The organism is Streptomyces sp. NPDC044984 (assembly GCF_040646935.1).
Classification (GTDB): Bacteria; Actinomycetota; Actinomycetes; order Streptomycetales; family Streptomycetaceae; genus Streptomyces.
Genome location: NZ_JBEZBE010000044.1, coordinates 31,210 through 55,338, shown reverse-complemented (window position 1 = coordinate 55,338; position 24,129 = coordinate 31,210). Strand labels below are relative to the sequence as shown.

The 24,129-nt window shown below is 72.1% G+C and carries 24 protein-coding genes; 14 read left to right on the top strand and 10 right to left on the bottom strand.

Annotated elements, in window-relative coordinates; all coding sequences use genetic code 11:
* Positions 1–129: 129 nt before the first annotated feature.
* From AB0A94_RS33745 to xseA, 3 genes are all read right to left on the bottom strand, one after another.
* Positions 130–720, bottom strand: a complete 591-nt coding sequence (locus tag AB0A94_RS33745; RefSeq protein WP_361750125.1) for a malonic semialdehyde reductase — start codon at positions 718–720, stop codon at positions 130–132.
* Between the two features lie 120 nt (positions 721–840).
* Positions 841–1,122 carry an exodeoxyribonuclease VII small subunit gene (locus tag AB0A94_RS33740; protein WP_361750123.1) on the bottom strand — a complete coding sequence of 94 codons (282 nt, stop codon included), beginning with the start codon at positions 1,120–1,122 and terminating at the stop codon, positions 841–843.
* Positions 1,119–2,342, bottom strand: coding sequence for an exodeoxyribonuclease VII large subunit (gene xseA / locus AB0A94_RS33735; protein WP_361750121.1), 1,224 nt, complete (start codon positions 2,340–2,342; stop codon positions 1,119–1,121). Before xseA ends, AB0A94_RS33740 begins: the two co-directional genes overlap by 4 nt.
* A gap of 65 nt (positions 2,343–2,407) precedes the next feature.
* Between xseA and AB0A94_RS33730 the strand changes: the two genes are divergently transcribed.
* Both AB0A94_RS33730 and ppgK read left to right on the top strand, forming a co-directional pair.
* Positions 2,408–3,427 carry a 4-hydroxy-3-methylbut-2-enyl diphosphate reductase gene (locus tag AB0A94_RS33730; RefSeq protein WP_361750119.1) on the top strand — a complete coding sequence of 340 codons (1,020 nt, stop codon included), beginning with the start codon at positions 2,408–2,410 and terminating at the stop codon, positions 3,425–3,427.
* 71 nt (positions 3,428–3,498) lie between these two features.
* Positions 3,499–4,245 carry a polyphosphate--glucose phosphotransferase gene (gene ppgK / locus AB0A94_RS33725; RefSeq protein WP_361750117.1) on the top strand — a complete coding sequence of 249 codons (747 nt, stop codon included), beginning with the start codon at positions 3,499–3,501 and terminating at the stop codon, positions 4,243–4,245.
* Between the two features lie 3 nt (positions 4,246–4,248).
* Here the strand turns inward: ppgK and AB0A94_RS33720 are convergent, their stop codons facing one another.
* On the bottom strand, positions 4,249–4,836 hold the full coding sequence (locus tag AB0A94_RS33720; RefSeq protein ID WP_361750115.1) for a DUF6542 domain-containing protein: 588 nt from the start codon (positions 4,834–4,836) through the stop codon (positions 4,249–4,251).
* Positions 4,837–5,017: 181 nt separating this feature from the next.
* On the opposite strand from AB0A94_RS33720, the gene ychF reads away from it, so the two are divergent.
* Positions 5,018–6,106 carry a redox-regulated ATPase YchF gene (gene ychF, locus AB0A94_RS33715; RefSeq protein ID WP_361750113.1) on the top strand — a complete coding sequence of 363 codons (1,089 nt, stop codon included), beginning with the start codon at positions 5,018–5,020 and terminating at the stop codon, positions 6,104–6,106.
* A 1,039-nt stretch (positions 6,107–7,145) separates the two neighbouring features.
* On the opposite strand, the gene AB0A94_RS33710 is transcribed toward ychF, so the two are convergent.
* A complete protein-coding gene (locus tag AB0A94_RS33710) occupies positions 7,146–7,532 on the bottom strand; it encodes a hypothetical protein (protein WP_361750127.1) in 387 nt (128 codons plus the stop codon).
* Here AB0A94_RS33710 and AB0A94_RS33705 point away from each other — a divergent pair.
* Positions 7,506–7,919 carry a CbrC family protein gene (locus tag AB0A94_RS33705; protein WP_361750111.1) on the top strand — a complete coding sequence of 138 codons (414 nt, stop codon included), beginning with the start codon at positions 7,506–7,508 and terminating at the stop codon, positions 7,917–7,919. The genes AB0A94_RS33710 and AB0A94_RS33705 overlap by 27 nt on opposite strands.
* Positions 7,920–7,939: 20 nt before the next feature.
* Here AB0A94_RS33705 and AB0A94_RS33700 read toward each other — a convergent pair whose 3' ends face one another.
* The 3 genes from AB0A94_RS33700 to AB0A94_RS33690 all read right to left on the bottom strand — a co-directional run bounded on the left by AB0A94_RS33700 (position 7,940) and on the right by AB0A94_RS33690 (position 9,909).
* Entirely contained in the window at positions 7,940–8,572 is a 633-nt protein-coding gene (locus tag AB0A94_RS33700; protein WP_361750109.1) for a DUF6000 family protein, read from the bottom strand.
* A gap of 3 nt (positions 8,573–8,575) precedes the next feature.
* Entirely contained in the window at positions 8,576–8,770 is a 195-nt protein-coding gene (locus AB0A94_RS33695; protein ID WP_361750107.1) for a hypothetical protein, read from the bottom strand.
* Between the two features lie 161 nt (positions 8,771–8,931).
* The gene (locus AB0A94_RS33690) at positions 8,932–9,909 is read right to left on the bottom strand and encodes a LysR substrate-binding domain-containing protein (RefSeq protein ID WP_361750105.1); all 978 of its coding nucleotides are present in this window, start codon (positions 9,907–9,909) and stop codon (positions 8,932–8,934) included.
* 91 nt (positions 9,910–10,000) lie between these two features.
* Between AB0A94_RS33690 and AB0A94_RS33685 the strand changes: the two genes are divergently transcribed.
* The 10 genes from AB0A94_RS33685 to AB0A94_RS33640 all read left to right on the top strand — a co-directional run bounded on the left by AB0A94_RS33685 (position 10,001) and on the right by AB0A94_RS33640 (position 21,391).
* Positions 10,001–10,831, top strand: coding sequence for an oxidoreductase (locus AB0A94_RS33685; RefSeq protein WP_361750103.1), 831 nt, complete (start codon positions 10,001–10,003; stop codon positions 10,829–10,831).
* Between the two features lie 287 nt (positions 10,832–11,118).
* A complete protein-coding gene (locus AB0A94_RS33680) occupies positions 11,119–12,699 on the top strand; it encodes a S8 family peptidase (protein ID WP_361750101.1) in 1,581 nt (526 codons plus the stop codon).
* A gap of 92 nt (positions 12,700–12,791) precedes the next feature.
* Entirely contained in the window at positions 12,792–13,991 is a 1,200-nt protein-coding gene (locus AB0A94_RS33675; protein WP_361750099.1) for a DUF4190 domain-containing protein, read from the top strand.
* Between the two features lie 146 nt (positions 13,992–14,137).
* Entirely contained in the window at positions 14,138–14,890 is a 753-nt protein-coding gene (locus tag AB0A94_RS33670) for a GntR family transcriptional regulator (RefSeq protein ID WP_361750097.1), read from the top strand.
* 607 nt (positions 14,891–15,497) lie between these two features.
* The gene (locus AB0A94_RS33665) at positions 15,498–15,686 is read left to right on the top strand and encodes an SPOR domain-containing protein (RefSeq protein ID WP_217129443.1); all 189 of its coding nucleotides are present in this window, start codon (positions 15,498–15,500) and stop codon (positions 15,684–15,686) included.
* A gap of 49 nt (positions 15,687–15,735) precedes the next feature.
* Complete coding sequence (locus AB0A94_RS33660; RefSeq protein ID WP_361750095.1) at positions 15,736–16,149, top strand: (deoxy)nucleoside triphosphate pyrophosphohydrolase; 414 nt, start codon at positions 15,736–15,738, stop codon at positions 16,147–16,149.
* Between the two features lie 142 nt (positions 16,150–16,291).
* A complete protein-coding gene (locus AB0A94_RS33655) occupies positions 16,292–16,720 on the top strand; it encodes an ATP-binding protein (RefSeq protein ID WP_217129445.1) in 429 nt (142 codons plus the stop codon).
* Positions 16,721–16,986: 266 nt separating this feature from the next.
* On the top strand, positions 16,987–19,602 hold the full coding sequence (locus AB0A94_RS33650; protein WP_361750093.1) for a SpoIIE family protein phosphatase: 2,616 nt from the start codon (positions 16,987–16,989) through the stop codon (positions 19,600–19,602).
* A gap of 34 nt (positions 19,603–19,636) precedes the next feature.
* The gene (locus AB0A94_RS33645; protein WP_361750091.1) at positions 19,637–20,197 is read left to right on the top strand and encodes a GNAT family N-acetyltransferase; all 561 of its coding nucleotides are present in this window, start codon (positions 19,637–19,639) and stop codon (positions 20,195–20,197) included.
* Positions 20,198–20,287: 90 nt separating this feature from the next.
* The gene (locus AB0A94_RS33640) at positions 20,288–21,391 is read left to right on the top strand and encodes a glycoside hydrolase family 18 protein (RefSeq protein ID WP_361750089.1); all 1,104 of its coding nucleotides are present in this window, start codon (positions 20,288–20,290) and stop codon (positions 21,389–21,391) included.
* Here AB0A94_RS33640 and AB0A94_RS33635 read toward each other — a convergent pair.
* The gene (locus AB0A94_RS33635) at positions 21,388–22,152 is read right to left on the bottom strand and encodes a succinate dehydrogenase/fumarate reductase iron-sulfur subunit (RefSeq protein WP_361750088.1); all 765 of its coding nucleotides are present in this window, start codon (positions 22,150–22,152) and stop codon (positions 21,388–21,390) included. The two genes, AB0A94_RS33640 and AB0A94_RS33635, sit on opposite strands and share 4 nt — an antisense overlap.
* A complete protein-coding gene (locus AB0A94_RS33630) occupies positions 22,149–24,122 on the bottom strand; it encodes a fumarate reductase/succinate dehydrogenase flavoprotein subunit (protein ID WP_361750086.1) in 1,974 nt (657 codons plus the stop codon). The genes AB0A94_RS33635 and AB0A94_RS33630 overlap by 4 nt, the downstream gene beginning before the upstream one ends.
* Positions 24,123–24,129 lie beyond the last annotated feature (7 nt).

Genomic DNA, 24,129 nt, shown 5'->3' with positions numbered 1-24,129 from the left:
CAAGAAAAACCTCGCGCCCAGGGTTGAACCGTGAACGATTGCCGCACGTATGGACACCGCGGGCGAGCGCGGTACCGGTGGCGCGGCCGATCCGACGGGGCCCGCCCCTGTGGTCCGTGCTGGTGACGCTCAGACGGTGGTGACGACCTGCTCGTACTCCAGACGCGGGGAGCGGGGGAACCACGCGTCCGGTCCGGGGCGGCCGATGTTGACGACCATCAGCGGGGTGTGGTCGTCGTCCAGGAACTCCTTGCGGAGGCCCTCGAAGTCGAGGCCGGTCATCGGGCCGGCGGCCAGGCCCGCGGCGCGCACGCCGACGATGAAGTAGGCGGCCTGGAGGGCGGCGTTCATCGCCGCGGCGCTTTCCCGCACCGGGCGCTCGCTGAAGAAGGCGTCCTTGGCCTGCGGGAAGTGCGGGAACAGGGCGGGGAGCTCCTCGTGGAACTCGTTGTCCGCGGACAGGATGGCGACCAGCGGGGCGGCGGCGGTCTTGGCCTGGTTGCCCTCCGCCAGGTGCCGGACGAGACGCTCGCGAGCCTCGGGGGAGCGGACCAGGGTGATGCGCAGGGGGCTCTGGTTGAAGGCGGTGGGGCCGTACTTGACCAGGTCGTAGATCGCCCGCACCTGCTCGTCGGTCACCGGCTCGTCGGTGAACGTGTTGGCGGTGCGCGCCTCGCGGAACAGCAGGTCCTGGGCGGCGGGGTCAAGGGCGAGAGACATGCGTGAACCTTCTCGGGGGTACGTCGGTCCGTCTGTCCGTGCAGGGGCCACGGACCGGTTGACGGACTCGACCGTACGCCTATGAAGTTCAATGCTCAACTAAATGCGGAGTCCGGTGATTCACTTCACGTCCCGGGCCTCCCCGGCGTCCTCCGCCCCGGACCCCTCCTCCCCGGCGTCCTCCTCCGCGAGCGCCGCGTCCAGCCGGGCCCGCGCCCCGTCCAGCCGGCGCCGGCACACCCTGGCCAGCTCCTCGCCCCGCTCCCAGAGCGCGAGGGACTCCTCCAGCGTCGTACCGCCCGTCTCCAGCCGCCGTACGACCTCGATCAGCTCGTCCCTCGCCTGCTCGTACCCGAGCGCCTCGGCCGTCGCCGCCGCCGTCTGCTCCGTCTTGCCGGTCATCCGTCCGCCCTCATGTCGTCGACTCGAACTGTGAACTCGCCCTCGGACACCCGCGCCCGCAGGGCCTCACCGGCCTCCACCTCGGCCGGATCCCGCACCGCGTGCCCGTCCGCCCGCTGGAGCACGGCGTACCCGCGCTTCAGCGTCGCGGCGGGGGACAGAGCCACCACGCGCGCGTGCGTGTGCGTCAGCTCGGAGTCGGCCCGGTCCAGCTGGTACCGCAGCGAGCGCCGGCCCCGCTCCAGCAGCGCCGTGACCTCCTCCGCCCGCGCGTCGACCATCCGCTGCGGCTCCTGGAGCGAGGGCCGGGCCAGCGCGTGCGCCAGCCCGCGCTCCTCCCGGTCCAGCAGCCCCTGGACACAGCGCCGCGCGCGGTCGCGCAGCAGCCGTACCCGCTCGTACTCCTCACCCACGTCCGGCACCACCTTCTTGGCGGCGTCGGTCGGCGTGGAGGCGCGCAGATCGGCCACGTGGTCGAGCAGCGGGTTGTCCGGCTCGTGCCCGATCGCGGAGACGACCGGCGTACGGCACGCCGCCACCGCCCGCACCAGCTGCTCGTCGGAGAACGGCAGCAGGTCCTCCACGCTGCCGCCGCCCCGCGCCACGATGATCACGTCCACCTCGTCGACCGCGTCCAGCTCCTTCACGGCCTGGACGACCTGCGGCACCGCGTGCACCCCCTGCACGGGCACGTTGCGCACCTCGAAACGGACGGCGGGCCACCGGTGCCGCGCGTTCTCCAGCACGTCCCGCTCGGCCGCCGAGGCGCGCCCGCACACCAGCCCGATCAGCCGCGGCAGGAACGGCAGCGGCTTCTTCCGCTCCGGCGCGAACAGGCCCTCCCGCGCGAGCGACTTCTTCAGCTGCTCGAGCCGCGCCAGCAGCTCACCCACCCCCACCGGCTTGATCTCGGCGGCCCTGAGCGACAGCTGCCCGCGCGGCGCGTACCACTCCGGCTTGCAGTGCACCACCACCCGCGCGCCCTCGCTCACCACGTCCGCGACGGCGTCGAACACCTGCCGGTAACAGGTCACGCCCACCGAGACGTCGTACGACGGGTCGCGCAGCGTCAGGAACACCACCCCGGCGCCCGGCCGCCGCGACAGCTGGGTGATCTGCCCCTCGACCCACACCGCGCCGAGCCGGTCGATCCACCCCCCGATGAGCCGCGACACCTCACCGACGGGCAGCGGCGCTTCCGCAGACGTGTTGAGAGCCATGTCCGCGAGCGTAGTGGGCCCCACCGACAACACACCGTGACCGGGCCCCCGCACGCGGCCTTACGATGGGACGCATGACCGCTTCGCCTGGCCGCCGTGTCCTGCTTGCCGCCCCCCGTGGCTACTGCGCGGGTGTGGACCGCGCCGTGATCGCCGTCGAGAAGGCCCTCGAGCAGTACGGGGCCCCCGTCTACGTCCGGCACGAGATCGTGCACAACAAATACGTCGTGCAGACCCTGGAGAAGAAGGGCGCGATCTTCGTCGAGCGGACGGAGGAGGTCCCGCCGGGCAACATCGTCATGTTCTCCGCGCACGGCGTCGCCCCCGTCGTCCACGAGGAGGCCGCGCGCGGCCGGCTCGCCACCATCGACGCCACCTGCCCGCTGGTCACCAAGGTCCACAAGGAAGCCGTCCGCTTCGCCAACGACGACTACGACATCCTCCTGATCGGCCACGAGGGCCACGAGGAGGTCATCGGCACCTCCGGCGAGGCCCCGGACCACATCCAGCTCGTCGACGGGCCGGGCGACGTGGCGAAGGTCGAGGTCCGCGACCCGTCCAAGGTCGTCTGGCTCTCCCAGACCACGCTGAGCGTCGACGAGACCATGGAGACCGTCGACGCGCTGAAGGAGAAGTTCCCCCAGCTGATCTCCCCGCCCAGCGACGACATCTGCTACGCCACGCAGAACCGCCAGCTCGCGGTCAAGCAGATGGGCGCCGAGGCGGACCTGGTGATCGTGGTCGGCTCGCGCAACTCCTCCAACTCCAAGCGGCTGGTGGAGGTCGCCAAGCTGGCCGGCTCCCGCGCGGCGTACCTGGTGGACTTCGCCGACGAGATCGACGAGGCCTGGCTGGACGGCGTGACCACGGTCGGCGTCACCTCGGGCGCCTCGGTGCCGGAGATCCTGGTCGAGCAGGTCCTCGAATGGCTGTCGGAGCGCGGCTTCGGGGACGTCGAGCTCGTCAAGGCGGCCGAGGAGTCCATCATCTTCTCGCTGCCCAAGGAGCTCCGCCGCGACCTGCGCGAGGAGGCGGCGGCCCTGGTGGCCGAGCGCGGCGGGTCCGGGGCGGATTCCGCGCGGTGACGGTGGAGCGGATGTGACGGTCACGGAGGCCGACTGGCGTGACTGTCCGTCGTACGTCGTAACGTAGGGCCATGCAGATCTTCGGTGTGGACATCGGCGGTTCCGGGATCAAGGGTGCCCCGGTCGACCTGGACAAGGGGGACCTGGCGCAGGAGCGCCACAAAGTCCTCACCCCGCACCCGGCCACGCCCGACGCGGTGGCCGACGGCGTGAAGCAGGTCGTCGACCACTTCGGCTGGACCGGACCGGTCGGGGTCACCTTCCCGGGTGTCGTCACCGGCGGCACCACGATCCGTACGGCGGCCAACGTCGACAAGAGCTGGATCGACACCGACGCGCGCGTGCTGCTCGGCGACCGCCTCGGTGGCCTGCCGGTGACGGTGGTGAACGACGCGGACGCGGCCGGCGTCGCCGAGATGCACTTCGGCGCCGGCCGTCACCACCGGGGCACGGTGATCCTGCTGACCTTCGGCACGGGCATCGGCAGCGCCCTGTTCGTGGACGGCGTCCTCGTCCCCAACAGCGAACTGGGCCATCTGGAGCTGCACGGCCACGACGCGGAGAAGCGGGCCTCCAGCAAGGCCAGGGAGGACGAGGACCTGTCCTGGGAGGACTGGGCGCACCGGGTGCAGAAGTACCTGGCCCACGTGGAGATGCTGTTCTCGCCCGAGCTGTTCATCATCGGCGGCGGTGTCAGCCGCAAGTCCCACAAGTTCCTGGACCACATCCAGGGCATCAGGGCGGAGATCGTCCCGGCCCGGCTGCAGAACAACGCGGGCATCGTGGGCGCGGCGATGCGGGCGGCGACGGGCGCGTAGGGCTCACGGCCGGGCGGGGCGGTTCCGCGCGGTGCGCCGGTTGGCCGCGCGGACCCGGCGCATCCTGCGGGAGAGCACGATCAGCCCCGCGACCAACGTCCCGCCGTAGAGCCACCCGGCCTGGGTGGCGAGGCCCGTCACCATGCCCATCAGCCGGTCGAGGAGGTCGCCGTCGCCCTCGTCGGCGACCGGGGCCAGCCCCACGGCGAAGGCGATCGGCACCACGATGGGCGCGACGAGCAGGTCCCTTTCGCGCACCCACAGCGCGGTCAGCACGGACACCGGCAGGAAGAGCACGCCGTACACGGTCCCCGACGCCCCGAACAGCGCCTCGGTCAGCAGACCGAGGACGAGCATCACCAGCCCGCAGAACAGGGTCGAGCCCAGCCCGGTGAGCCGGGGGTTGGGCAGCCGCCGGGCCGCGGGCGGGGGAGCGGGCCGGCCCTCCGGCACACGGGCGGGCCGCCCGGCCCCGCCCCCCGTCGCCCGCCCCGCCTGCGCGGGCAGCGGCGGCTTGACCGGTCCGGCCGGGCTGTCACGTCGCGGTCCGTACCGTCCGTACCGCGCGGGTCGCGTCCTGTGTTGCTCCACTGCACCAACGTAGGTCGTTTTATGTGCCGAACGGCCCGTCAGACACGCCGGGGATCGGAGTCCGGCCGGACGTTCGACACATCGCCGGGTCGCGGGCGGGCACGCCGTAGACTGGTGGATCGGCCCACGCAGCCCAGTCGGCCGGTCCTCGCCCCCATCCTCACGTACGGGAAGTCGCAACGTGTCGCTCACGATCGGAATCGTCGGTCTGCCGAATGTCGGCAAGTCGACCCTGTTCAACGCCCTGACCAAGAACGACGTGCTGGCGGCCAACTACCCGTTCGCCACGATCGAGCCGAACGTCGGCGTGGTCGGTGTCCCCGACCCCCGGCTGACCAGGCTGGCCGAGATCTTCGGCTCCCAGCGCGTCCTCCCGGCCACGGTCGACTTCGTCGACATCGCGGGCATCGTGCGCGGCGCGTCGGAGGGCGAGGGCCTCGGCAACAAGTTCCTCGCGAACATCCGCGAGTCCGACGCGATCTGCCAGGTCATCCGCGCCTTCAAGGACGAGAACGTCGTGCACGTCGACGGCAAGGTCTCGCCGAAGGACGACATCGAGACGATCAACACCGAGCTGATCCTCGCCGACCTCCAGACCATCGAGAAGGTCCTTCCCCGCCTCCAGAAGGAGTCGCGGATCAAGAAGGACATCGCGCCGAAGGTCAAGGCGGTCGAGGAGGCCAAGGAGATCCTGGAGAAGGGCGACACGCTCTTCTCCCAGGGCGTCGTCCAGGGCAGCGAGCGCGCGGAACTCCTCCACGACCTGCACCTCCTCACGACGAAGCCCTTCCTCTACGTCTTCAACGTCGACGAGGACGAGCTGACCGACGAGGACTTCAAGAACGAGCAGCGCGCCCTGGTCGCCCCCGCCGAGGCGATCTTCCTCAACGCCAAGCTGGAGGCGGACCTCGCCGAGCTGGACGAGGACGAGGCCCTCGAGCTCCTCCAGTCGGTCGGCCAGGACGAGCCCGGCCTCGCCACCCTCGCCCACGTCGGCTTCCGCACCCTCGGCCTGCAGACCTACCTCACGGCCGGCCCGAAGGAATCCCGCGCCTGGACCATCAAGAAGGGCGCCACCGCCCCCGAGGCCGCCGGTGTCATCCACACCGACTTCCAGAAGGGCTTCATCAAGGCGGAGGTCATCTCCTTCGACGACCTGGTCGAAACCGGCTCGGTCACCGAGGCCCGCGCCAAGGGCAAGGCCCGCATGGAGGGCAAGGAGTACGTGATGCAGGACGGGGACGTGGTGGAGTTCCGCTTCAACGTGTAATACGTCCGGCGAAAGGCCGTCCGACCTGCGGCGGAGCGGGTCGGGCGGCTTTGTCGGCTTGTGTGCAGGGCCAAGTTGAGTACGACATAGCTGTGGTGCTCGCGCCCGTGCGGTGAGCGGACGGTTGATACGAGGACCTCAGCGGTGATCCGACGGTTCGCGTAGGCACTCAACAGGCTGGTGACTTCGTGATCCACGCGCGCCGTGATCACGCCCCGATCGGCCGTCTCGATCTTCACCGTTCCCCGTAGCACGCTGCCGCCGACGAGCCTGCCCGCCAACCGTTCCGCGTGTTCCTCGGGCTGCGCGGCGCGCAGTGCGTCCCGGCACCGCTGGGCGTTCCTTGAGCCGAGGCGGGAGGCACGCACACCGTTGTACGGCGAACTCCAGGTCAGGCTGACATCCGTGCCCGAGTCAGCGAGTACCTCTGTCAGGTCGGCAAGACGGTTGAAGACCCGCCCACCCAGGGGCAGTGCTGTTTCGATCACCGCGTCGATGGCTCCTGGACCTGCCTCCGCCCGGTCGGTGATGTCAAGGACGGTTCCCATCGCGCGGTCCAGCAATGACTCCGTCGAGGCCACCTCCGGTAGCGGTAGCTCGACCTCGTCTGCCGGTGCTTCCTCCAGGACCATGCCGTACGACGAGGGAAAGGTCGCTGCGGCGTAAAGCCGTGTTGCTTTTCGGACGGCTTGCGGCAACGGACCGTAGTCGTGTGTGGGGCGACTCTCATCGAGGGCGTGGGCGACGGTGGTGACGGCCTCCTGGAAGAGGGGCAGCCACTGCCCGAGTACGGACGACTCCACGCGATGTTCCCGGACGGGCGTCCCTTCGAGGGCCAGCCGAAGTGATCGCCGAGCCGTACCGGCTTCGGCACCGCTGGTCGCACAACCCACGGTCTCCAACAGCTTGCGCCGCTGTGCCGCAGCGAATTCATCTGCTGACCGCACCGGATGACGACCGTCTGCTTTGACACGGTTGGCCTGCATCCAGGCCCTCAGGGCCTCCTTGTCCGAGGGATCGGGCAGGTTCTGCGGACTGTTCACAGCAGCACCTCCACATACCCTCGCCGGGCCCTCTCGGGGATACCGTTCTGCCCACTCCGGCAGCGCTGCCAGACCTCGTCGTAGACCCCGAGGCTCTCGAAGACCTTGTGGTCGCCGGGTGCCATGGCCCCAGTCACCCCCAGGGAGCGGAAGTCCTCTGTCTCGGGAAGGCACAGGACATATGCGTCCACTCGCATGGCATGGCGGGTACACCCGTCCTTGGTACCTAGATTGTCAAGGTAGTCAACCGTGTCGGCGTCCGCCATCACCCGGGCGTATGCGTCTGAAGGTATGAGGTAGGTGACGTCGACGTCCTCGGGATCGGGAGAGCGCGGGGGTTCGTCTACACGGGCCCGGTGTACGCGGTCGAGGAACTTTCCCACCTGCTGTGTCCGTGGTGCATCGCGGACGGCAGTGCGGCTGCGAAGTACGACGCGCACTTCATCGGTGACCCGGTCGGGGACGATGTCCCGTCCGAGGTCGTGAGGTCCGTCGACACGTGTACGCCGGGCTTCTCCTCCTGGCAGGACCCGCAGTGGTTCTTTCACTGCGGTGACGGTACGGCGTTCCTGGGGGCGGTGGGGGCGGCCGAGCTGGCCGCGTTCCCGGATGCCATGGAGGAGCTGCGAAGCGAGGCCGGCGCGTGGGGGTGGTCCGCCGGGGCGGTGGAGAGGTTTCTGGGTGCCCTGGACAAGGACGGTCAGCCCACCGGCTACCTCTTCGTGTGCCGCACGTGCGGCCGGCACATGGCGTACGCGGACTTCACGTAGCCGCGGTCAGGCGGCTGCGGCTACGGCCGGGTCCAGCCGTTGGCGAAGGCACAGTGGAGGTCCGTCCAGCGGCGCTGCTCGGCAGGGGTGTAACCGGGGTGGTCGCGGAGGTGGGCCAGGGCGTTGACCCACTGGTCCCAGAGGCCGTCGGGCCGGGTGAAGCGGTCGGCGCGGTGGGTGTCGAGGCGGGCGTCGAGGTGGAGGAGGGCGCCGAGGGCCGCGGGTTGGTCGTAGCGGAGGTCGGTGCGGGGGAGGTAGCGGTCCAGGTAGGCGGTGAGGATCTCGGCGTCCGCGTGGGTGCCGAAGCGGGCCAGGGCGAAGCAGTAGGCGCCGCCGGAGTAGCAGAACTCGCTGGCCAGGAGCAGGTCGCCGATACGTTCCCGGAACCGTTCGCGGCGGTCGACGCCGATCAGCCAGGCGGCGGTGAGGCGTGAGCGCCACTCGTAGCCGAGGAGGGCCTCCAGTTCGGCGTCGGTGATCGTGGCTGCGTCGTCGACGAGGTGACGGGTGAAGCGTTCGGCGTGTGGCCATCCGGGCCGCAGGGGGCGACGGCTTTTCAGTTCGCGGTAGCGCGGGCGGTCCGAGTCCTTCCTCGTCACGTAGCGCTCGATCACGTGGCCGTAGCCGATCTCCTCGGGGTGCTGGAACGGCATCGGTCACCTCTCCGGGTGCAGGTCGGTACGGTCGATCCAGGTGGGGGCGACGAAGACGGCGTTGCCGACGGGGGCTTCGGGGGCTTCCAGCGGGGACCAGGTGCGGGACTCCTCGACGAGGTGTTCCCAGGGTGTGGTCCAGTCGAGTTCCCAGTCCAGGGCGAGGCCGGAGACGCCGTATGTGCTGCCGGCGTCCACTCGCCAGAATGAGGAGTGGAGGATCACTTGGGCGTGGTGGGTCAGACACCCGCCGCTGCCCACGGCATCGCCCGGGGCCGGCGCACGCGCTCCGGTGTGCGTCTCGGTGGGGGTGTCCCCGCGTTCGGTCCACGCGTGGAGATCGGATGACCGGGAGATCGTCATGAGGTCGCAGGTGTCGGCGACGTCCGTGCGTCTCCTGTGGTCCGGGCGGGCCCTCTCCCGGACTGCGCCTGTCCTGTCGCCCTGCGGCACGCCTCCACGTAGCCCCGGACCAGGGGCCGCGCACCGTCCTGCGTCCGCCAGGCCAGGGCGAACCGGGTCGGGGAGAGGCCGTGGACCGGGCGGGTGGTGACGCCGCCCAGGGTGATCAGGGGGGCGTTGCCGGCGGCCACCAGGCAGATGCCGAGGCCCGCCACCAGGGCCTCGTACGTCTCCTCCGTACCGGCGATCTCCGCGCCGATGAGGGGCGGGCCGCCGGGGCGTTCGTCGAGGGCGAGCCAGTGGTCGCGCAGGACGCCCGTGCTCGGGGGCAGGGCCAGGAACGGCTCGTCGGCGAGGTCCGCGAGGGTGAGGTCCGTGCGGACGGCCAGGGGGTGCGCCTCGGGGAGGGCGACCAGGCGGGGCTCCTCGGCGACCACGGTCCACTCGTAGCGGCCGGCGTCGGGCATCGGCAGCCAGACGAACGCCACGTCCGCCCCGCCGTCCGCGAGGCCCGCCGTCGGGTCCTCCCAGCTGACCTGCCGCAGCCGCACCTCGACGTCGGGGTGCGCGGCGGTGAAGCGGGAGCGGATCGCCGGGAGCAGGCCGCCGCGGCCGAGGCTGGTGCTCATGCCCACGACCAGCGTGTCGCGCCGTGCCGCCCGCGCCCGCTCCACCGCCGCGGCCCCCTCCTCCCACGCCGCCAGCAGGTGCCGGGCGTGGGGCAGCAGCGCCGTACCGGCGGCGGTGAGCGCCACGCCCTGCCGGTCGCGACGGAACAGTTCGGTGTCCAGCTGCCGTTCCAGCGCCCGTATCTGCTTGCTCAGGGCGGGCTGTGACACGTACAGGCGTTCCGCGGCACGGGTGAAGTGCAGTTCCTCCGCCACGGCCAGGAAGTAGCGCAGGTCCCGCAGATGAACGTCCGTCTTCATAGCCATCGGTTGTCAGCGTAGGTCTTGGACGGGCAACCGGCCCCGGAGACAAGGTGGTTGACGTAATCGAGGGACAGCCGAGGCGCGAGGAGCCGGGATGAACAAGGTGTGGCTGATCACGGGCGCGAGCAGCGGGTTCGGCCGGGCGATCGCCGAGGCCGCCCTCGCCGGCGGCGACGTGGTGATCGGCACGGCCCGCCGGCCCGAGGCGCTGGACGGCCTGGTCGCCGCCCACCCCGGCCAGGCGGAGGCGCTGCGCCTGGACGTCACCGACGTCGCGGCGGCCGAGGCCGTGGTGCGGGACGTGGTGGCACGGCACGGACGCATCGACGTCCTGGTCAACAACGCGGGACGGACCCATGTGGGGGCCCTCGAGGAGACCTCCGACGACGAGCTGCGCGCGTTGTTCGACGTGCATGTCTTCGGCCCCGCCGCGCTGGTGCGGGCCGCGCTGCCGGGCATGCGGGAGCGGCGCACGGGAGCGATCGTGCAGATGAGCAGCATGGGCGGGCAGATGTCCGTCGCCGGTTTCGGCGCGTACAGCGGCACGAAGTTCGCGCTGGAGGGCATGTCGGAGGCGCTCGCGGACGAGGTGCGGGAGTACGGCGTCAAGGTGCTGATCGTCGAGCCGGGGGCCTTCCGCACCGGCCTGTTCGAGACGAGCAGGGCCGGGGTGAGCCCGGACAGCGGTCTGTACGCCAAGGTCGGCGAGACCCGTTCCGCCGTGGCCGGTGGCGACGGCTCCCAGCCCGGCGACCCGGCGAAGGCGGCGGCCCTGATCCTGGCCGCGCTCGAGGCGGCGGACACCCCCTTGCGGCTGCCGCTCGGCGACGACGGCGTCGGCGCGGTCCTCGGCCACCTCGACCAGGTCCGCGAGGACGTCCTGGCCTGGGAGAAGCGCACCCGCGCCACGGCCTTCGACGACTGAGCGCCGCCCGAGCGGAACCGGGTGACCCGCCCCGTGGGCGGGTCACCTGTTGTCGTGTCGCAGGGTCGCCCGTTGTCGTGTCGCAGGGTCGCCCGCTTGTCGTGTCGGAGGGTCATCCGCCGTCGTGCCGCCGGGACCTCCGGTCCACGCGTTCGTGCGGGGCCCCTTGTGCAATTCCTGTGCAACCCTCAATCTTTCGGCTGACGCCGGACTCGGCCGTCAAAGGTGACATGATCACGTCAACGGCCGGTCCCCACGCGCACCACCGACCGAGGAGGAACCCTCACATGGCAGTGATGCGTCACCCCCGGCGAAGACTGGCCGCCCTCGGCGCCGCGACCACCGCGGCCCTCGTCGCGAGCCTCGTCTCCGCACTCCCCGCGGGCGCGGCCCCGGCCGCCCCCGAAGGTCGCGTCCTGTACGCGGGCGCCGCGAACGCCGTCGCCGGCAGCTACATCGTGACCCTGAAGGCGGACGAGGCCCGTTCCGGCTCCGCGGAGGGCCGCGCCCTGGCCGAGAAGTACGGCGCCGACATCGAGCGCACGTACGCCAAGGCCCTGAACGGCTACGAGGTCGAGGCCTCCGAGGCCGAGGCGAAGCGCTTCGCCGCCGACCCGGCCGTCGCCTCCGTGGTGCAGAACCGCACCTTCCACGTCACCGGCACCCAGCCGAACCCGCCCTCCTGGGGCCTGGACCGGATCGACCAGCGGAACCTCCCGCTCAACAGCTCGTACACCTACCCGGATTCGGCCGGGGAGGGCGTGACGGCGTACGTCATCGACACCGGCGTCCGCATCAGCCACGGCGACTTCGGCGGCCGTGCCTCCAACGGCTACGACGCCATCGACAACGACAACGTCGCCCAGGACGGCCACGGTCACGGCACGCACGTCGCCGGCACGGTCGCGGGCAGCTCCCACGGCGTGGCGAAGAAGGCGAAGGTCGTCGCCGTCCGGGTGCTCAACAACTCCGGCTCCGGCACCACCGCCCAGGTCGTCGCCGGCATCGACTGGGTGGCGCAGAACGCGGTCAAGCCCGCCGTCGCCAACATGTCCCTCGGCGGCGGCGCCGACAGCGCCCTCGACGCGGCCGTCCGCGGCGCCGTCGCCTCCGGCGTCACCTTCGTCGTCGCGGCCGGGAACGAGTCCACCAACGCCTCCACCAAGTCCCCGGCCCGGGTGACCGAGGCGATCACCGTCGGCGCCACCACCTCCGGTGACGCGCGGGCCAGCTACTCCAACTACGGTTCCGTCCTGGACCTGTTCGCGCCCGGCTCCTCCATCACCTCCGCCTGGCGCACCAGCGACACGGCCACCAACACCATCTCCGGCACGTCCATGGCGAGCCCGCACGTCGCCGGCGCGGCCGCCCTCCACCTGGCCGGCAACCCCTCGGCCACCCCCGCCCAGGTCTCCTCCGCGCTGACCTCCGCCGCCACCACCGGCGTCGTCGGCAACCCGGGCAGCGGCTCGCCCAACCGCCTGCTGCACGTGGGTGAGGGGGACACCACCCCGCCCCCGACCGGTGACCGCTTCGAGAACACCGCCGACCACGCCATCGCCGACAACTCCACCGTCGAGTCCCCGGTGACCGTCTCCGGCGTCCCGGGCAACGCGCCCTCGGACCTGGCCGTCGAGGTCGACATCACCCACACCTACATCGGCGACCTCCAGGTCCAGCTGATCGCCCCGGACGGCACGGCGTACACGCTGAAGCCGTACGGCACCGGCGGCAGCGCGGACGACATCGCCACCACCTACACCGTCGACGCCTCCGCGGAGACGGCCAACGGCACCTGGAAGCTGCGCGTCGGCGACAACGCGACGCGGGACACCGGGCGGCTGAACGGCTGGGCGCTGCAGTTCTAGCTCCGGCGGACGCCGCTCACCGCACCACGGCCCCGTCCCCGGGGAAGGCGCCCGGGGACGGGGCCCGTCGTCCCGCGCCTACGATGCCGCTCGTGTCCATACCTCCGTCCTACGGGCCCCCGCAGGAACCTCAGGGCCCCCAGGGTCAGCAGCCCGCTCCCCAGGGCCAGGTCCCCTGTCCGCCACCGCAGTCCACCTACGGAGGCCGGCCCGGTTTCGCGCCGTACGGGCTCTACGGGCCGTACGGGCCCCGGCCGCCGGCCGTCGTCAACGGCGTCGCCGTCGCCGCCCTGGTGTTCGGCGTGCTGTTCCTGGTGCCGGCCGTCGGGCTGGTGCTGGGGCTGGTCGCGTTGCGGCAGATCAAGCGGCGGGGGGAGCGGGGGCGGGGGATGGCGGTCGCCGGAACCGTGCTGTCGTCGCTCGGGCTCGCGCTGTGGGCGGCGGCCCTCGCCTCCGGTGTCCTGACCGACGTCTGGGAGGGCATCGAGGACGGGACGCGCGGCAACAGCGTCCTCGCCCTGGGCAAGGGCGACTGCTTCGACTCGCCCGGCGGACTGGAGGGCTGGGCCACCGACGCCGACCTGGTGCCCTGTGCGCGGGAGCACGACGGTGAGGTCTTCGCCGTCGTCACCCTCCCCGACGGCCGTTACCCGGGCGACGACAGCCTCGCCGGCACCGCGGACGAGCGGTGCTACGGCCTCCGGGACGACTACGTCATGGATTCCTGGGCGCTGCCCGGTCACGTGGACGTCTACCACCTCGTCCCGTCCTCGGAGAGCTGGCGCCACGGCGACCGCGAGATCGTCTGTGTCCTCGGCGACCGGGACGCGCGGTCGCCGCTCACCGGGTCGCTGCGCCGGGACGGGACCACGCTCGACGAGCACCAGCTGGCCTATCTGGAGGCGGCCCGGGTGCTCGACACCGCTCTGGACGGGGCCCCCGAGGCCGAGTTCGTCGAGGACGACCTGCCGGGGTACCGGGAATGGGCGGACGAGGTGGCGGCGGCGCTCACCGAGCAGACCCGGATGCTGCGCGCGCACGAGTGGCCCGCCGGTGCCGAGCAGCCGGTGAGCGGGCTCGTCGCCGAGCTGGACGAGGCGGAGGAGGAGTGGGCGAAGGCCGCCGGGGCCGGTGACGCGGACACCTACCACGAGCACTCCGACAGGGGATGGAACCTCGTCGACCCCGACGGTTCCGTCACCGCACGCAAGGCCCTGGGCCTGGCCGCGTCCCCGCCCCGGTACGACGAGGAGGCGGAGCGCGAGCCGGAGAGCGGGGACATGAAGGTGTGACGGCCGCCATAGCGGGGAGAAAGTGCCTGCGTAAAGCCCTCGTCCGACAGCGTCATCACAACGAGTGATTCTCTGGCCTTTGCTTGCCTGGCACAACCTACGGTTGCGACGCTGTTGCTGTCTGTACAACCTGATGGGAGCGGCCCGTGACATTCGGTGAGCAGCCGGCGTACCTGCGTGTCGCGGGTGATCTCCGCAAGAAGATCGTCGACGGCCGGCTGCCGCCGCACACACGGCTCCCCTCCCAGGCGAGGATCCGCGAGGAGTACGGCGTCTCGGACACGGTCGCGCTGGAGGCGCGCAAGGTCCTCATGGCGGAGGGGCTCGTCGAGGGCCGCTCCGGCTCGGGGACGTACGTGCGCGAGCGGCCGGTGCCCCGGAGGGTCGCCCGCTCGGGGTTCCGGCCGGAGCGCGGGGCCACGCCGTTCCGTCAGGAGCAGGCCGACGCGGGCGTCCGGGGCACCTGGGAGTCCAGCAGCGAGCAGGCCGAGGCCACCGGCGCCGTCGCCGAGCGGCTGGACATCGAGCCCGGTGACCGCGTGATGCGCACCCGGTACCTCTTCCGGGAGGCCGGCGACCCGATGATGCTCTCCACCTCCTGGGAGCCGCTCGCCCTCACCGGCCGGACCCCCGTGATGCTGCCCGAGGAGGGGCCGCTCGGCGGCATGGGGGTCGTCGAGCGCATGCGCGCCATCGACGTGATCGTGGACAACGTCACCGAGGAGGTCGGCGCCCGTCCCGGCCTCGCCGAGGAACTGGTGCTGCTGGGCGGCGTCCCCGGGCACGTCGTCCTGGTCATCCAGCGCACCTACTTCGCCTCGGGGCGGCCGGTCGAGACCGCCGACGTGGTCATCCCCGCCGACCGCTACCGAGCCGCCTACCACCTCCCGGTGAAGTAGCGGACCCGGCGGTGAGGGGCGGGCCCTCCGCCCCGTCGTGTCCGGGTCCGGTGGCCCGCGCCCGCGTTCCGGGCTTTCCCGGGAGGCCGGCCGACCGTCAGGCCCTCAGGCCCTCACCGAGCTCCTCACGGCCGCTCGTCGGCGGCCCGCCCCGCACCTCCGCGTCCCAGGCGCTGCCCGCGCCTCCCGTCGGTGCTCCCCGAGCCGGCCGGTTCGTGCTCCCCGTGGCTCCTCGCACGCCCCCCGGCGGTGATCGTCACGCTCCTCCACCGACCCGCCGTGCGCCCTTCCGCGCCCCCGGACCGCCTCCGCTCCGGCGTGTCCCCCAGGGCGCCGTCGCCTCCGCGCCGTAGCAATCTGGCCGTTTTCCCAGGTAGCCCCCGGAGCGCGGCGCACCGGGCGCCATGCCGCTGACCGGACGCGTCGGCCTCCCCGCACGGCGCATCCGCCACCGTGCGCCCCCTGTGTTCTGGCTGGTTGCGTGCCTCTTTGTGAAAAGGCGTATTCGCTCAGTGAAGGTAAGGCGTAGGCTCGGGCATATGCGGACTGGGGTTTCCTTATCGGGCGGGGCGCGGCACCGGCCGCGGGCGGGAAGTGGAGGGGAGCGATGAACGACGGCACGGTGACTCTTCCCTGGCTCGTCGTGCGCCAGGACGACAACGGCAACCGCTACCGAGTGGGCAGGTACGCGACCCGCGCCGAGGCCGAGAGGATCGCGGAGAGCCTCGACGGGCGTGGACACAAGCAGCTCTACTGGGTCGAGCGGATCGGTCAGAACGGAACGTCCGCCGACTGACCCGGACCGCCGGCGGTCCCCCGCCCGCCCCTCCCGTAGGCTCCGGCGCATGAACGAGCGGATCGTGGTGGTCGGTGCGGCCCTGTGGCACGAGGGGCGGCTGCTCGCCGCCCGCCGGAGCGCACCCGCCGAACTGGCCGGGCGCTGGGAGCTGCCCGGCGGCAAGGTCGAACCGGGGGAGGCCCCCGAGGCGGCCGTCGTGCGGGAGCTGCGCGAGGAGCTCGGCGTCGACGCCGAAGCCGCGGAGCGCGTCCCGGGGGAGTGGCCGCTGCGGACGCCGTACGTGATGCGGGTGTGGACCGCGCGCCTGCGCCCCGGATCCGCCGCACCCCGGCCCCTCGAGGACCACGACGAGCTGCGCTGGCTCACCCCCGACCGGATCTGGGACGTCGACTGGCTCGACCACGACGTGCCCGCGGTCCGCGACACCCTCGCCCACCTCGGCCTCCGGGAGGGCGTGTGAAGTACGGGTCCGGCGCGCGGGGGCAGGAGTGACGGGGCGTGGGCGCCTTCCCGCGCCGCTCATGCCACGATGCGCCGTCGAGCGCGGTACTCCGTCCGGGATATCGGGTATGTGCCCATTAACCCCATGAAACCGGACATGGGTGGACTCCCTCGGCGGGGAAGTGATCCGTGTGATCGACACCGACGGCGACCGCGCCGCGTGGACCTTCTCCGCGGACCCGGGAACCGTGCGCGCCGCCCGCCGCGCCGTCCGTGACCAGCTGCGCATCTGGGACCTCGACAGCGTCGGCGACCTCGCGGCCCTGCTGGTCAGCGAACTGGTCACCAACGCCCTGCGGTACGCCACCGGCCCCATCGGCGTACGCCTGACCCGCCCCACGGACCTCGGCGGTGTCCTCCTGGTGGAGGTCTCCGACCCCCTCCCCGAGCCCCCGCACGAACGCGCCGCCCGGCCCGAGGACGAGGGCGGGCGCGGGCTGCAGCTGCTGGCCTCCGCCTCCCGCCGCTGGGGCACCCGGCCGGCCGCCCCCGGCAAGACCGTGTGGTTCGAACTCGCGGTGCCGAGATGAGGGATCGCACGCCCGTTCAGGGTGTACGCGCCCGCCACTTCCGTCGAGTGACCGGTTCAGGACTCCGGAGGTTGTCGAAGAGGGGGATTCGACGACGTGTCCGCTGGTTAGAAGACTGGAAGTGTTCTCACGGTGTGGACCGAAAAGCATCGGGACCGTGCTGTGATCGTGAACACCGTGTTGTGCGGCACCGTAGTGCTGGATACTGCGGGCAGCCGCCCCCGGTGACCGGTGCCGGACGCGGTGAGCTGGAGGGGACGGTTCGCGTGAGCGAGATACCAGCGAAGGCCACGGAGTCCGAGGACCCGTCGGGCGGCGCGAGGAGAGGGGCCGCCGACGGCCCCTTCTCCGGCGACGCTCCGTCCGGCGACACGATGTGGCAGAGCAGTCCGCCCGGCTCCATGTACGACTACATCAAGGTCGCCTCCTTCTCCATCGGCCCGGACGGGCTGGTCGACCAGTGGAGCCTGCGCGCCGAGCAGATCTTCGGCATCCCCGCCGAGCGTGCCGTCGGCATGGACCCCATCGAGGCGTTCATCGAGCCCGTGCGGCGGGAGCGCGGCCAGCGCAAGATGGCCGAGATCCTCGACGGCCGGGAGTGGACCGGGGTGGTGCCCTTCCGTCTGCCGGACTCGCTGACGGCGGACGAGCGCGAGCGGGAGGGCCTCGCCGAGGTCTACGTCATGCCGACGCGGACCGAGGAGGGGGAGAAGGCCGCCGTCTGCATCGTCGTCGACGTCCGCACCCTGCGCCGCATCGAGACCGACCTCGCCGCCTCGCAGGCCATATTCGGCCAATCTCCGTTCGGTTTCCTGCTGATCGACCCCGACCTGCGGGTACGCCGCGCCAACCAGCGGTTCGCGTCCATCTTCGGCGGCACCCCCGACGACCACCGCGGCAAGGGCGTCCACGACTACCTGCCGCGCGGCGAGGCCGAGCGGGTCGCCGCGACCCTGCGCCGGGTCCTGGAGACCGGCGACTCCATCACGGACATGCACGTCACGGGCTTCGTACCGGGCTCCGACGAGCGCCGCCACTGGTCCGTCAACCTCTACCGCGTGCACAGCGGCAGCGGCCGGCCCATCGGCATCTCCTGGCTCGGAACGGACATCACCGCCCGCCGCGCCGCCGCCCGGGAGGCCGCCGCCGCGCGGCGCAATCTCGCCCTCCTCAACGAGGCGGGCGCCCGGATCGGCAACTCCCTCGACCTGGAGACCACCGCCCGCGAACTCCTCGACGTCGTCGTCCCCGGCTTCTGCGACCTGGCCACCGTCGACCTGTACCAGGGGCTGCTGGCCGGCGACGAGACCCCGCCGGGCCTCGCCGACGGCAGCGCGGAGGTACGGCGCGTCGCCTTCGCCAGCGCCGTGTCCGACGCGCCGTTCAGCGGCACCGGCGAGCCGGTGAAGCTGGGCGCCGTCCACCACTACCCGTTCAACTCGCCCTGCGCGGACGCGCTGCGCACCGCCCGTCCGCAGAGCGTCCCCGGCGGGGACGGCGGCCTGGTGCAGTCCACGCTCGCCGTGCCGATGGTCGCCCACGACACGGTGGTGGGACTCGCGCAGTTCGCCCGCACCAAGGGCAGCGAGCCGTTCGGCGACCGCGACCGCGACCTCGCGGTCGAACTGGCCGCCCGCGCCGCCGTCTGCATCGACAACGCCCGCCTCTACCGGCGCGAGCACGAACGCGCGTTGATACTGCAGCGCTCGCTGCTCCCGCCGGGCGACCCGGAGGCCTCCGGCCTCGACATCGCCTGCCGCTACCTGCCCGGCAACGTGGCCACCGGCCGGCCCAGCGAGGTCGGCGGCGACTGGTTCGACGTCATCGAACTGCCCGGCCACCGCACCGCGCTGGTCGTCGGCGACGTCATGGGGCGCGGTCTGCGCGCGGCCGTGGCCATGGGCGAACTGCGCACCGCCGTACGGACCCTGGCCCAGCTCGACCTGGAACCCGCCGAGGTGCTCTCCCAGTTGGACGAGATCGCCCGGGGCCTCGGCGCTCCCGGAGGCGTCCAGCAGGCCACCCGCGCCGCCCGTCGCCCCCGCGAGGCCGACCTCTCCGAGGTCTACCTGGCGACCTGCGTCTACGCCGTCTACGACTCGGTGACCAGGCGCTGCACCTTCGCCAACGCGGGCCATCTGCCGCCCGTCCTGGTCGAACCCGGCGAGCCCGCGCTGATGCTGGACGTGCCGCCCGGCATGCCGCTCGGCGTCGGCGGCGAACCCTTCGAGGAGGTGGAGGTCGAACTGCCCGAGGGCGCCCTGCTCGCGCTCTACACGGACGGGCTGGTCGAAAGCCGCGACCACCCCCTCGACGAGGGCCTCCAGGCCTTCGTGCACGCCCTGAGGGACCCCTCCGCACCCCTGGAGGACGTCTGCGACCACGTCCTCAACACCCTCGACACCCACCACGGCGAGGACGACATCGCCCTGCTGATGGCCCGCGTCCAGGGACTGCCCGCCGAGTCCGTCGGCGACTGGGCCCTGCCCCGCGAGCCCCGCAGCGTCGGCCGGGCCCGCGAGTACGCCCGCGCGCAGCTGCTCGGCTGGGACCTGGAACCCCTGGTCGACACCACGGAGCTCCTGGTCAGCGAACTGGTCACCAACGCCCTGCGGTACGGCGAGGGCGAGATCAGACTCCGTCTCCTCCTCGACCGGACCCTGGTCTGCGAGGTCTGGGACTCGGGTCTCGTCCAGCCCCGCCGCCGCCGCGCCCGCGACACCGACGAGGGCGGCCGCGGCCTCCAGCTGGTCGGCCTGCTCAGCGCGGCCTGGGGCTCCCGCCGCACCCCCCGGGGCAAGACGGTCTGGTTCGAACTCCCCCTGCCCGGCACGGACACCACCCTCACCGACCCGGCGGAGGCGCTGCTGAGCCTGTTCTGAAGGCCCGTCGGCGCGGCGCGTATACGCTCGCGCCATGCCCGCCGCTCCGATCGCCCCGGTCCGCCTGACGGCCGGCCCCCTCACCCTGCGCCCCTGGGCGCCCGAGGACGCGGCCGTCCTGGCCGAGCTGTACGAGGACGAGGCGATGCGCCGCTGGGCGAGCGCGCCCGTGCACGACGAGCCGAGCGCGGCGCGCTGGGTGGCCGAGCAGCGGCGCGGCTGGGAGAGCGGCGAACGCCTCGCCTTCGCCGTACAGGACGCGGGGGCGTCCGACGCCCGGCCGGCGGGCCACGTCGTGCTCAAACGGTCGGCCACGACCGCCGTCTCGGCCGAGGTCGGCTACTGGACGGCCGCCCACGCGCGGGGCGGGGGAGTGGCCCCGCGCGCCCTGACCGCCGTGGCCGACTGGGCCTTCGCCACCTTCGCCCACGAGGGCCTGACCCGCCTGGAACTGCTGCACCAGGTCGACAACACGGCCTCCTGCCGCGTCGCCGAGAAGTGCGGCTTCGCGCTGTCCGGCCTGCTCCCCGCCGCCCCGCCGGCCTTCCCCCTCGACGGCCACCGGCACATACGGCAGGCGCCCTCCACCGCGTGAGCGCAACCGGAACACCCGTTCCTCTCGTCCTCCCCTCGACATCGACCACGCGGCTGCCCGGCGAGAGCCGACAGGCGAAGGGGAGCCGGCATGGAACGTGCAGAGCCGCAGGAGCCGGCGACCGCGCCGGACGAGGCCGCCGAGACCTCCGATGAGCCGTCGACCGGACGCCGCAGACCCTGGGTCCGCCGGGTCGGACGTACCGCCCTCGCGGTCGCCCTCCTCCTGGTCGTCCCCCTCCTCGCCGCCGAGACCGCCCTGCGGATCAACTACATGGGAGACCCGGCGGACGGGACGTACACCCGTGACCGGGACGCCATGTGGCTGGGGCACGCCTGGGTCGACGGGCGGAAGAAGGACGCCGACGTCACCGCGCTCGCCCGCCGTCTCGAGGGCACCGGGATCCGTGACCTGTACGTCCACTCCGGGCCGCTGGAGCACGACGGGACCCTGCCGAAGTCCAGTTACCCGCGCGCCCGTTGGCTGATCGACGCCGTGCACCGGGAGCTGCCGGGCGTCCGGGTCCAGGCCTTCCTCGGGGACGTCCTCGCCAACGGGGGTCCCGACGGCCTGCACCTGGACCGCGCCGCCACCCGCGCGGAAGTCGTCCGCAGCGCCGGTCAGGTCCTGGACACCGGCTACGACGGCGTCCACCTCGACCTGGAGCCCCTGCACTCCGGCGACCGGGACTACCTCTCCCTCCTGGACGACCTGCGCGCCGTCACCCGCGCCGAGGACGCGCGACTGTCCGTGGCCGCCCACCAGATCGACCCGCTCCCGGCCCTCCACTCCGTGTTCGGCCTCTTCACCGAACACCCCAAGTGGTGGTCGCAGGAGTTCTTCGGCCAGGTCGCCCGGCGCGTCGACCAGATCGCCGTGATGTCGTACGACACCGCGCAGCCCCTGGAGGGCACCTACGGCGGCTTCGTGGCCCAGCAGACCTCCCTCGCCCTGGAGGTCACCCCGCCCACCACGCACCTGCTGATCGGCCTGCCCTTCTACCACGAGAGCAACTTCGACCACTGGGGCCACGCCGAGACCGTCGCCGCCGCCGTCCGCGGTGCCCGCCTCGGCCTCTCCCGCACGGACCCCGACCGGGAGCTCTTCGGCGTCGCCCCGTACATCGACTTCGCGGCGACGGAGACGAACTGGAAGGAGTACCGGGAGGGCTGGCTGCGCCCCGACGCCTCCTAACGCCTCCTGATCTTCGAGCCCAGCCACACCAGCGGGTCGTACTTGCGGTCCACCGCCCGTTCCTTCAGCGGGATCAGCGCGTTGTCCGTGATCCTGATCCCCTCGGGACAGACCTCCGTACAGCACTTGGTGATGTTGCAGTAGCCGAGGCCGTGTTCGTCCTGGGCCGTGCGGCTCCGGTCCAGGCCGGTCTCCCCGGCCGCGTCCAGCGGATGCATGTCGAGCTCCGCGATCCGCATCAGGAAGCGGGGTCCCGCGAACGCGGGCTTGTTCTCCTCGTGGTCGCGCACCACGTGGCAGGTGTCCTGGCACAGGAAGCACTCGATGCACTTGCGGAACTCCTGCGAGCGGTCCACGTCCTCCTGCATCATCCGGTACTCGCCCGGACCGACCCCTTCCGGCGGGACGAAGGCCGGGACCTCCCTGGCCTTGGCGTAGTTGAAGCCGACGTCCGTCACCAGGTCGCGGATCACCGGGAAGGCCCGCAGCGGCGTCACGGTGATCGTCTCGTCCCGTTCGAACACCGACATGCGGGTCATGCACAGCAGCCGGGGACGCCCGTTGACCTCCGCCGAGCACGAACCGCACTTGCTGGCCTTGCAGTTCCAGCGCACGGCGAGATCGGGGGCCTGGGTGGCCTGGAGGCGGTGGATGATGTCGAGGACCACCTCGCCGTCGTTCACCTCGACCGCGAAGTCCTCCAGGCCGCCGCCCTCGACGTCCCCGCGCCACACCTTGAAGCGGGCCTCGTAGCTGCTCACTCGTACAGCTCCTCTCCCAGCTCTTCCTCGGCGAGGTACTTGACCAGCTCCTCCTTCTCGAAGAGGGCGAGCAGGTCGGGACGGACGGGTTCGGTGGTCTCGCGGGTGAGGGTGATCCGGCCGCGCGCCGGATCGGTGTCCGCGAGACCGCCCGCCGGGTCGGTGCCCGCGCGACCATCCGCCGGGTCGGTGAGCGCGCACAGCAGGTTCACGTTGCGCCAGGAGCGCTCCATCTCGGAGTGGTCCTCGCGGGTGTGCCCGCCGCGCGACTCGGTGCGCTCCAGCGCCGCCCGGGCCACGCACTCGCTGACCAGCAGCATGTTCCTCAGGTCGAGGGCGAGGTGCCAGCCCGGGTTGAACTGCCGGTGCCCCTCGACCCCGGCCCGGAGGGCCCGGACCCGCAGCTCGGCGAGCTTTTCCAGGGCCTGCTTCATCTCGTGCTCGCGGCGGATGATGCCGACCAGGTCGTTCATGGTCTGCTGGAGTTCCTGGTGCAGGGTGTACGGGTTCTCCGGCGGCCCCCCGTCCGGCTCCCCGCCCTCCGCGGAGAACGGGCGCAGGGCCTCCGCGGCGGCCGCGCTGACCTGTACGTCGTCCACCCGGGGCCGCTCGGACCCCGCGGCGCTCGCGTACTCGGCCGCGTGCAGGCCCGCCCGGCGCCCGAACACCAGCAGGTCGGACAGGGAGTTCCCGCCCAGCCGGTTGGAGCCGTGCATCCCGCCCGCCACCTCACCGGCCGCGAACAGCCCCGGCACCCCGCGCGCCGCCGCCGAGTCGGAGTCGACGGCGATGCCGCCCATCACGTAGTGGCAGGTCGGCCCGACCTCCATCGCCTCCGCCGTGATGTCGACGTCCGCCAGCTCCTTGAACTGGTGGTACATCGACGGCAGCCGCCGCTTGATCACCTCGGCCGGCATCCGGGTGGACACGTCCAGGAAGACCCCGCCGTGCGGGGAGCCGCGGCCCGCCTTCACCTCGGCGTTGATCGCGCGGGCCACCTCGTCGCGGGGGAGCAGCTCGGGCGGGCGCCGGTTGTGGTCCGGGTCGTCGTACCAGCGGTCGCCCTCCTCCTCGGACTCGGCGTACTTGTCCTTGAAGACGTCCGGGATGTAGTCGAACATGAACCGCTTGCCCTCGGAGTTGCGCAGCACCCCGCCGTCCCCGCGCACCGACTCGGTGACGAGGATGCCCTTCACCGACGGCGGCCAGACCATTCCCGTCGGGTGGAACTGCACGAACTCCATGTTCAGCAGCGGGGCCCCGGCCAGCAGCGCCAGCGCGTGCCCGTCGCCGGTGTACTCCCACGAGTTCGACGTCACCTTGAACGACTTGCCGATCCCGCCGGTCGCGATCACCACGGCGGGCGCTTCGAGCACGAAGAAGCGCCCGGATTCACGCGCGTACCCGAAGACGCCGCTGACTTGCCCGCCGTCCTTCAGCACCCGGGTGACCGTGCACTCCTGGAAGACCTTCAGCCGGGACTCGTACTCCCCGGTCTCGCGGAAGTCCTCCTGCTGGAGCGCGACGATCCTCTGCTGGAGGGTGCGGATCAGCTCCAGGCCGGTGCGGTCGCCCACGTGCGCCAGGCGCGGGTACTCGTGGCCGCCAAAGTTGCGCTGCGAGATCCGGCCGTCCTCCGTCCGGTCGAACAGCGCGCCCCAGGTCTCCAGCTCCCACACCCGTTGCGGCGCCTCCTGGGCGTGCAGCTCGGCCATCCGCCACTGGTTGAGGAACTTCCCGCCGCGCATGGTGTCGCGGAAGTGGACCTGCCAGTTGTCCCCGGCGTTGACGTTGCCCATCGCCGCCGCGATGCCGCCCTCGGCCATCACGGTGTGCGCCTTGCCGAACAGCGACTTGCAGATCACCGCCGTACGGGCGCCCCGCTCGCGCGCCTCGATCGCGGCGCGCAGACCGGCGCCGCCGGCCCCGACCACGACGACGTCCCACTCCTGTCGGTCGACCACGGACATCAGTCAC